The organism is Nocardiopsis sp. RV163 (genome assembly GCF_001029525.1).
GTDB lineage: Bacteria > Actinomycetota > Actinomycetes > Streptosporangiales > Streptosporangiaceae > Nocardiopsis > Nocardiopsis dassonvillei.
In genome coordinates this window covers 1-7912 of record NZ_LEKI01000210.1, presented here as the reverse complement: position 1 = coordinate 7912, position 7912 = coordinate 1, and the positions used below count along the sequence as shown (strand labels likewise).

At 71.2% G+C, this 7912-nt stretch carries 6 protein-coding genes; 2 read left to right on the top strand and 4 right to left on the bottom strand.

Annotated features, from left to right (window positions below; translation table 11 throughout):
- A partial coding sequence (locus tag ABD54_RS24115) for a ClpX C4-type zinc finger protein (RefSeq protein WP_047871830.1) occupies positions 1 to 309 on the bottom strand: 309 nt, incomplete at its 3' end.
- 640 nt (positions 310 to 949) lie between these two features.
- Here ABD54_RS24115 and ABD54_RS24110 point away from each other — a divergent pair.
- The gene (locus ABD54_RS24110) at positions 950 to 1741 is read left to right on the top strand and encodes a hypothetical protein (protein ID WP_047871829.1); all 792 of its coding nucleotides are present in this window, start codon (positions 950 to 952) and stop codon (positions 1739 to 1741) included.
- Positions 1742 to 1892: 151 nt separating this feature from the next.
- On the opposite strand, the gene ABD54_RS24105 is transcribed toward ABD54_RS24110, so the two are convergent.
- The 3 genes from ABD54_RS24105 to ABD54_RS24095 form a co-directional block, all read right to left on the bottom strand.
- Complete coding sequence (locus tag ABD54_RS24105) at positions 1893 to 2975, bottom strand: TetR/AcrR family transcriptional regulator (RefSeq protein ID WP_047871828.1); 1083 nt, start codon at positions 2973 to 2975, stop codon at positions 1893 to 1895.
- A gap of 189 nt (positions 2976 to 3164) precedes the next feature.
- Positions 3165 to 3683, bottom strand: coding sequence for a 3'-5' exoribonuclease domain-containing protein (locus tag ABD54_RS24100; RefSeq protein ID WP_047871827.1), 519 nt, complete (start codon positions 3681 to 3683; stop codon positions 3165 to 3167).
- Positions 3684 to 3915: 232 nt separating this feature from the next.
- Positions 3916 to 5370, bottom strand: a complete 1455-nt coding sequence (locus ABD54_RS24095) for a polysaccharide lyase family 1 protein (RefSeq protein ID WP_200904183.1) — start codon at positions 5368 to 5370, stop codon at positions 3916 to 3918.
- An 832-nt stretch (positions 5371 to 6202) separates the two neighbouring features.
- Between ABD54_RS24095 and ABD54_RS24090 the strand changes: the two genes are divergently transcribed.
- A complete protein-coding gene (locus ABD54_RS24090; protein ID WP_047871825.1) occupies positions 6203 to 7627 on the top strand; it encodes a non-reducing end alpha-L-arabinofuranosidase family hydrolase in 1425 nt (474 codons plus the stop codon).
- The last annotated feature ends 285 nt before the right edge of the window (positions 7628 to 7912 follow it).

Here is a 7912-nt window from a genome sequence, read left to right as displayed (position 1 = left end):
GTCCCCCTCCGAGCGCACCCGCTTGTAGTGGTTGTACACCGCCACCGACAACGCCTTCTTGGCCTGCTCCTGACCGATCACGTACGAGTCCAGGAACTCGTAGATCTCCCGGGGCTTGGGCAGAGAGCCCCAGTCGGCCTCCGAGGGGAGGACGCCCTCCTCCTCTTCCATGATCTCGTTGCACAGGCCGACGCACTCGTCGCAGATGCAGATGTGGCCGGGCCCGGCGATGAGGCGGCGGACCTGGCCCTGGTCCTTGCCGCAGAACGAGCACTTGAGCAGGGGCCCACTGGCACCGGTGCGTGTCACTAGAAACGTTCTCCTCACGCGGGCAGCGCCCGGGCGGTTCGGCGGGGTCGCCCCCCGAAGCCAGATGATCTCAACATCCGGATTCTCACGGTAACCCCTGCCGGGACGGGCCGCAAAGCAGGACCGCGCCCGCGACCGGGGGGCGGGCCACGAACCTGCGCCCCGCCCCATCATCCGGCCGTCAACTGAAATTGACTTTTCCCATGGGTCAACCTAAATTGACTCGTGGAGGGAGTACACCTTCGCTGTCAGCGGGGACGCGCGCCCCACGCCGACGCACCCCGCCCGCACACCCGAGGGGGACCAGATGACCTCCCGCTCCGCCGTCCGCACGGCACTCGCCCTCCCCGTCCGCGCCGACCTGCCCGACCGCGCGGACCGGCTGTACGCCCTGCTCGGCGCGCTGGCCGCGCACGTGGTCGCAAGACGGGGGCGCCGAGGTCTGGGAACGGTCCTGGGAGGTCGTGGCCCGGGCGTCGCGGACCGTCCCGGACGTGTCGGGCGGCGAGCCGGTGGCGGACCCGGACCTTCGGGCCCTGCCCGCCGACCCCGGACACGGACGGACGGGCGCCGGTGTCCACGGCACGGCGCCACCCACGAACCCGGGCCCCGCCGAGGGCCCCGACGGACGGAGGAGACCATGAACGTCGCGTTCGACGAGCACGAACCCGGCCCCGAGGACCCGCACCTGTGGACCGCGCGCGGTTTCACCGTGGCGGACGCCCGCCGCTGGATCGACGCCGGGTTCGTGCTGGACTCCGCCGAGCGCTGGCGCGGCAGCGGCGTGTACCGGCCCGGCCCCGCCCTGGAGTGGCGCGCGGCCGGGATGACCCCGTACACGGTACGGCCCATGCTCCGCGCGGGGATGGCCCCGGAGGACGCCGTGCGCTGGCACGAACTGGGCTACTCCCCCGCCGAGGCGGCCGAACGGCACCTGGCGGGCGAGCGCCCCCGGCCCCGTCGGCTGCTGCGGGCCCTGTTGCAGGCGCGGCGGGCCCCCGGGCTGGACCTGAGCGAGGGGCAGGCCCAGACCCTGGACGCCCTGCTGTCGGCGGGGGCGCCCGCGGCGACCGCGCGCGCCTACCTGGACACGGGCTGGGACAGCGCCGAAGCCGTGCCGTGGGCCCGCACGGGGGTGGACCCCGCGCAGGCCCGGGTGTACCGGGCGATCGGGTTCTCCCCCCGGGAGGGCGCGGCGCTGGCCCGGGAGGGCCGCGACGCGCTGGCCCTCATGTGCGCGTGGTGGGACGCGGGCGTGCCCCGCGGAGAGGTCGCGGCCTGGGCGGTGGCGGGGTTCGGCTCGGCCGAGGCGGCGAGGGCCCGCGCCTCGGGCACGGGACCGGAGGGGGCGCGGGCGCTGCGCGCCCCGGGCGGTCGTCCCCAGGCAGCGGAACCGGGCGCGGAGAAGGGGCCGGGTACGGAGCCCTCCTGAACCGGTCGGCTGCCGCGCCCCCCGGGGGGCCGGCGTCACCGGACCGGCGAGGACCGCCGGACAGGCCTCCGGGAACGAGATCGCGAGGCGGGTCCCGGTCCGCGGACCGCCTCTCGGGCGGAGGCCGGACGGCCCCCTGCCCGAGGGAGGTCTACCGGCGCCCCGCCCGCTCGCCCAGGAACGCGGAGACGGCGCGACCCGCGCCGCGGGCGTCGGAGCGGGCGGTGATCCGTCCGCCGACGACGCGGACGGCGCTCTCGGTGGAGTCGCCGACTACGGGCACACCCGCGGCCGCGGCGATCTCACCGGAGGGGTCGAAAACCACGCGCAGACGCGGCCAGGCCCGTTCGGGGAAGGCCTGGCGCAGGCATCCGCACAGGTCGGCCACGGCCAACCGCGCGAGCGGGGTCAGCTCGTCGGGGTCCCCGGTGACCACCACGGCGGTCACCGGGGAGCCCGCGGGCGCTGAGCGCAGTGCCTCCTCCGCCGCTTCGAGGCGGCGCGTGCCCAGGACCGCCACGATCCCGTCCCCGGCCAGGGGCACGACACGCCTGCGGACCGCGTCGAAGACCTGCGGCGGCGACCACTCCTCGTCCGCGGGCACCGCCCGGCGCACGTGCTCCAGGTGGGGCGGCGGCCAGGCGTCCTCCAGGTCCAGGTCGGCCAGGCGCTCGCAGGCGCGCACCACCGCGAAGGGGTCCGCGAAGCCGGGCGCGACCCCGACCAACTGGCCGGTGCCGTACAGGGTGGTGAGCACCGTCCCGGCTACGCGCACACGACGCCCGCCGGGGTCGGACGGGGGCGCCAGCGCCTCCAGGGACAGGCCGAGCAGGAGCGCGTTCAACCGCATGAGCTGGGCGAAGGCGCTCCGGACCGGCTCGTCGGAGAGGACCTCGGGCGGAAGCGCGGTCCCGGTCAGCGGGGGCTCGCCGGTGGTGGGGAGCCGGGAGGCCCAGGCGCGGGCGAACGCGCCCAGCGCAGCGCGGGCGGTGTGCCCGGGTTCTGGCGGGGCGGCGTCGGCGGAGCGCTCAGCGGCGTCTGCCAGCACCGACAGGTACAGGGCGCGCTTGCCGGGGAAGTTGGAGTAGACCGCGCCCCGGGTGAGGTCGACCCGTTCGGCGATACGGTCTACCTTGGCGTCGCGGAAACCGTGCTCGGCGAACTCGTCCCCGGCCGCGGACAGCACGCGCGCCCGGTTGCGGGCCTGGCGCTGCGCCCTGGTGAGCCGGACCATCGTGCTTCCCCTCGCTTCGGCGTCCACCCATCCTAGGGTGGGATGCCCCGAGTACCCGGATACCCCGGAAATTCCGATGCCCGGAGTATCCGGACCCGGGCGCGGGCCGTTGCGGAAACTCGGACGGCCTCCGGAGACCGGGCCCGCGCCGACCGGAGCCGGGAGGGCCCTCGACGGCAGGGGCGCGGGTCAGAAGTGCTCCCGCAGCCACCGCGCGCGCCGCATCAGGTGCCGGGCGTCGGCGAGGGCGTGGTGCAGCCCGGACCTCTGGGGCGGAAGCCTCGGGTCGCCCAGCCGGACCGCCTCCTGCTTGAGGTCGTGGGTGAGGAAGGGCACCTCGCGCGGCATCTCCCGGGGCGTCCCCCACAACTGGCACAGCAGCACGTGGTCGTACGAGCCGTACCACGCCCACAGTTGCGGTTCGGGGGTGTCGCGCAGGAACTCGTGCACCATGCGCGCGATCTCCCCGCGGGTGCGCACGTGCGGGTGGCCGGTGTCCAGGACGGCCTCCTCCGGCCCGCCGCGCAGGGGCAGTTGCGGCCAGACGTGCTCGGACAGCCACGGGTGCGAGCGCACCAGGTCCTGGTCGAACTCGGAGCTGACCGCGTACAGCTCGCGGCCGTCCTCGGCCACCATGCCGATGCTGACCAGCACCAGGGGGTGCTCCGGTCCCCGCTCGACGAACTCGGTGTCGTAGTACACGCGCATGTGCGCTTCCCTTCAGACGGCCGGACGGGCCGGTGCGCCCGCGCCGCGTGGAGTCCGGCCCGTGGGCCACGGTCGCATACGCGCGTGCCCCGCGTCAGCGGGTTGGCCGCCTCCGCCGGGCGAAGACGCACCCCTCGGCACGCGAAGGCCGGCCCGTCCGAACGAATCGGGCGGACCGGCCGGTGTCCGGTCGGCTCAGGTGCTCTCGGCCGGACCGGTCACGGGTGGGCCGTTAACCGGCGTAGGTCTCGAACTCGGCCACGCGAGGCGTGCCGTTCGAGCCGGTGATCTCGAAGTTGATCTTGCGCAGCGTCGTCGGGTCGATGTCGATCACGCCCGCTCCGCTTCCGGTGGCCAGGACGTCACCGCTGTCGTGGTCGACGACCCGCCAGGAGCCGATGTTGCCCTCGGCCCCGGCCGCCTCCCGGATGTTGATCGTGGACACCGTGACGTCGGAGGCCCACTTGACCGAGATGCGGCCGGTCGAACCGCTCGGCGACCAGTAGGTGCCCATGTCGCCGTCGACGACGTTGCCGTAGCTGGTGCCGCTGGCCTTGCCGGAGCCGTCGGCTCCGGCGCCGCTGCTGAGGTTGGTCCCCTCCGGAGGGTCGGTGGGGTCGGGGTCCGGCGGGTCGGTCGGGTCCGGGTCCGGCGGGTTCTCCGCCTCGCAGTCGCCGTCCGAGACCTGGTTGCCCTTGTTCGCTCCCGCGATCTGGCCCAGCATCTCCGGCACGCACCCGGCGTCGTCCAGCTCGTAGGAGTAGGGGATGCTCACCGACGTGGTGGACTCGGGGTCGGGCCCGGCGGGGTAGTTCTCGTCGCCCTGGCTGGACCAGGTCACGTTGTCGAAGATGTTGCCGCCGACCTCCCAGGTGCCCCTCTCGTCGGTGTAGAAGGTGCCCAGGACGTCCTTGGAGTCCTCGAAGTAGTTGTTCTCCACCTTCGCCCTGGCGCCGGCCCGGGAGTTGATGCCGGACTTGTGCAGCTGCGTGTAGTGGTTGTTGTACATGTGGCCTACGCCGCCGCGCAGCAGGGGCGCGCGCGAGTCCAGGTTCTCGAACCGGTTGTGGTGGTACGTCACGTAGCCGTTCGAGCGGTCGCTCTCACTGGACCCGACCAGACCGCCGCGGCCGGAGTTGCGCAGGATGCTGTAGGAGAGGGTGACGTACTGGGTGTTGTTCTTCATGTCGAAGAGGGCGTCGTAGCCCTCCGACTCACCGCCCGAGGCCTCCAGGGTGACGTGGTCGACCCAGACGTTGCGGACGTCGCTCTCCATGCCGATGGCGTCGCCGCCGTTGGACGTGGGCGAGCCGGACTTCTTGACGTTCCGGACGGTCACGTTCTGGATGATGATGTTGCTGGACTCACGGATGTGGATGCCGAGCTGGTCGAACACGGCTCCGCCGCCGGTGCCGACGATGGTGACGTTGCTGATTTTCTTGAGCTCGATCACGTCGTCTGCGGTGTCGCAGCTGTCGCCCGAGACCTTGGATGTGTTGCCGTGGTTGATGGTCCCAGAGACCTCGATGACGATCGGGGTGCTGGCGCTGGACCGGTTGCACAGGGCCTCGTGGATCTGGGTCCCGGTCGTGGCCTGTACCGTCTGTCCGCCCGCGCCGCCGGTGGTTCCGCCGTTCTGGGTCGCGTAACCCGTGGCGCTGCCGGTCTGCGCGGCCGCCGAGGACATCGGCATGGCCAGACCGGCCGCCACCACCGCCGAGGCGGCCAACGTCGACAGGAGTCGACGCGTGGTTGTTCTTCTCACCGCTTGCCTTTCCAGTAGGGATGAGACTGGGGTGTCCCAACTCACATTAGAGAAAGCGCTTTCCATGTCAAGAGGGTTAATGCAAACGCTTGCAAGAGGGACAAGTGTTGCGACAACATTGCAGGCCGATGAACTGCGGGTTTACTGGCAGCGGCGAAAAAAATGGGATCGAGTCCCTCAAAATATGCAACCGGTTGGGGCGCCCCGCCGACGACCCCGCAAGGCGGGGAGGAGGCCCCCGGGCTCGCTCGAACCGCGCCGGGGGTTCCGGAAACGGCGAGGCAGAAAAACGGACACAAACACCCAATTCAACCCAAGACGAGCAGGCGGATACTCGGAGCGCACAGGCCCCGCAAACGCACACCCGGACGCGCCGCAACAGTGCTTCCGCGGACCCGCCGGAAGCCTCGACGTGCGCCGACTGGTGAACCCTACGAATTCCGGAAGATTAATGAAATTTACGGCTTGACTTCCGGAGTGTTATCGCTCAGATTCAACGGCAGAAACAACGGCGTCCCGGCCTCAGGACAGTCCGCGCACCGCAGCTCGCTTCAGGCACGCGCCGGGACATCCGAAAAAATGTTAGCGCTAACATCCCTAGGCGGAGGTCCGGGACCCGTGGTGCGCCCCTCTCGGGCGGGTCGTGCGGCTCCGCGTCCTTGGAGGAAGCACGATGTCCATGTTGAGCAGGTCTTCGGCCTCACCGCCCTCACGGCGGCGAGGATGGTTACTGCGAGTCCTCATCGCCGGCGTGATGGTCTTGGCGGTCGGCGGCGCCGAAACCGCGGCGGCGCCAGCGCCCGCCGCGGCTGCCACGGTCGACACCGACGCGTGGTACGTACTGGTGAACCGCGACAGCGGCAAGGCGTTGGACGTGTACAACCAGGCCACCGGTGACGGAGCGCGGATCACCCAGTGGACCCGTAACGACCAGTACCAGCAGCAATGGCAGTTCGTCGCCTCCGGCGACGGTTACTACCGGTTGCGGTCACGGCATTCGGGCAAGGTGCTGGACGTCCACAACTGGTCGACCGCCAACGGCGGCGGTATCGTCCAGTGGACCGACCACGACCAGGCCAACCAGCAGTTCCGGTTGGAGGACTCGCCCGGCGGGCACATCCGACTGGTCAACCGGCACAGCGCCAAGGTCGTGGAGGTCCAGGGCGCCTCGGCCTCGGACGGTGCCGACATCGTGCAGTACGACGACTGGGGCGGCGGCAACCAGCAGTGGCGACTCGTCCGCGTCGACGGCTCGGGGCCCGGCGAAACGTGCGCCCTTCCGTCGAGTTACAACTGGACGTCGACCGGGCCGCTGGCGCAGCCGAGGCCGGGCTGGGCCTCGCTCAAGGACTTCACCCACGCCCCCTACAACGGCCAGCACCTCGTCTACGCGACGACCCATGACACCGGGACGTCATGGGGCTCGATGAACTTCGGCCTCTTCTCGGACTGGTCCCAGATGGGCTCGGCGAGCCAGAACCCGATGCCCTTCTCGGCCGTCGCGCCGACACTCTTCTACTTCGCACCAAAAAACGTCTGGGTGCTCGCCTACCAGTGGGGCGGACCCTCGTTCTCCTATCGGACATCGACCAACCCCGCCGACGTGAACAGCTGGTCGGCTCCGCAGACGCTCTTCTCCGGAAGCATCGGTGACTCCTCCACGGGGCCCATCGACCAGGCGCTCATCGGCGACAGCACGGACATGTACCTGTTCTTCGCCGGGGACAACGGCCGCGTCTACCGGGCAGACATGCCCATCGGCGACTTCCCGGGCAGCTTCGGCTCGACCTCGACGGTCGTCATGTCCGACAGCACCAACAACCTGTTCGAAGCGGTTCAGGTCTACAGGGTCGAGGGCGAGAACCGGTACCTCATGATCGTCGAGGCCATCGGCGCGCAGGGGCACCGCTACTTCCGCTCGTTCACGGCCACCAGTCTGGACGGCACGTGGACACCGCAGGCCGCGACCGAGGCCAACCCCTTCGCGGGCCGGGCCAACAGCGGTGCCACCTGGACCAACGACATCAGCCACGGCGAGCTGATCCGCACCGGCCCCGACCAGACCATGACCGTCGACGCCTGCGACATGCGGTTCCTCTACCAGGGTCGCTCCACCGGTTCAGGAGGAGACTACGGCCTCCTGCCCTACCGGCCCGCGGTGCTGACGCTGCAGCGCTGACCCCCGAGCACGGTCGTCCCGAAGTCGAGTGGACCGGGGCGAGCCAGCCACTACCTCCGAGGCGAAGCCTCGTGTCGCGGGAGAGCGCTCGCCGCCTCTCCGATCACCGGCGGCCCCGGCTACAGGGGGGTGCCTCGGGGGCGGGGGGCTCCCCCGGTGGAACGACGGAACGACCCCGCTCGCGCGTTCGCGCGCTAGCGGGGTCGTTCCGGAGTGGAGTGGACCCTGGGCAAACCAACTACAACCCCCGGGGCGAAGCCCCGCATTGCAAGAGAGAGCCCCGCC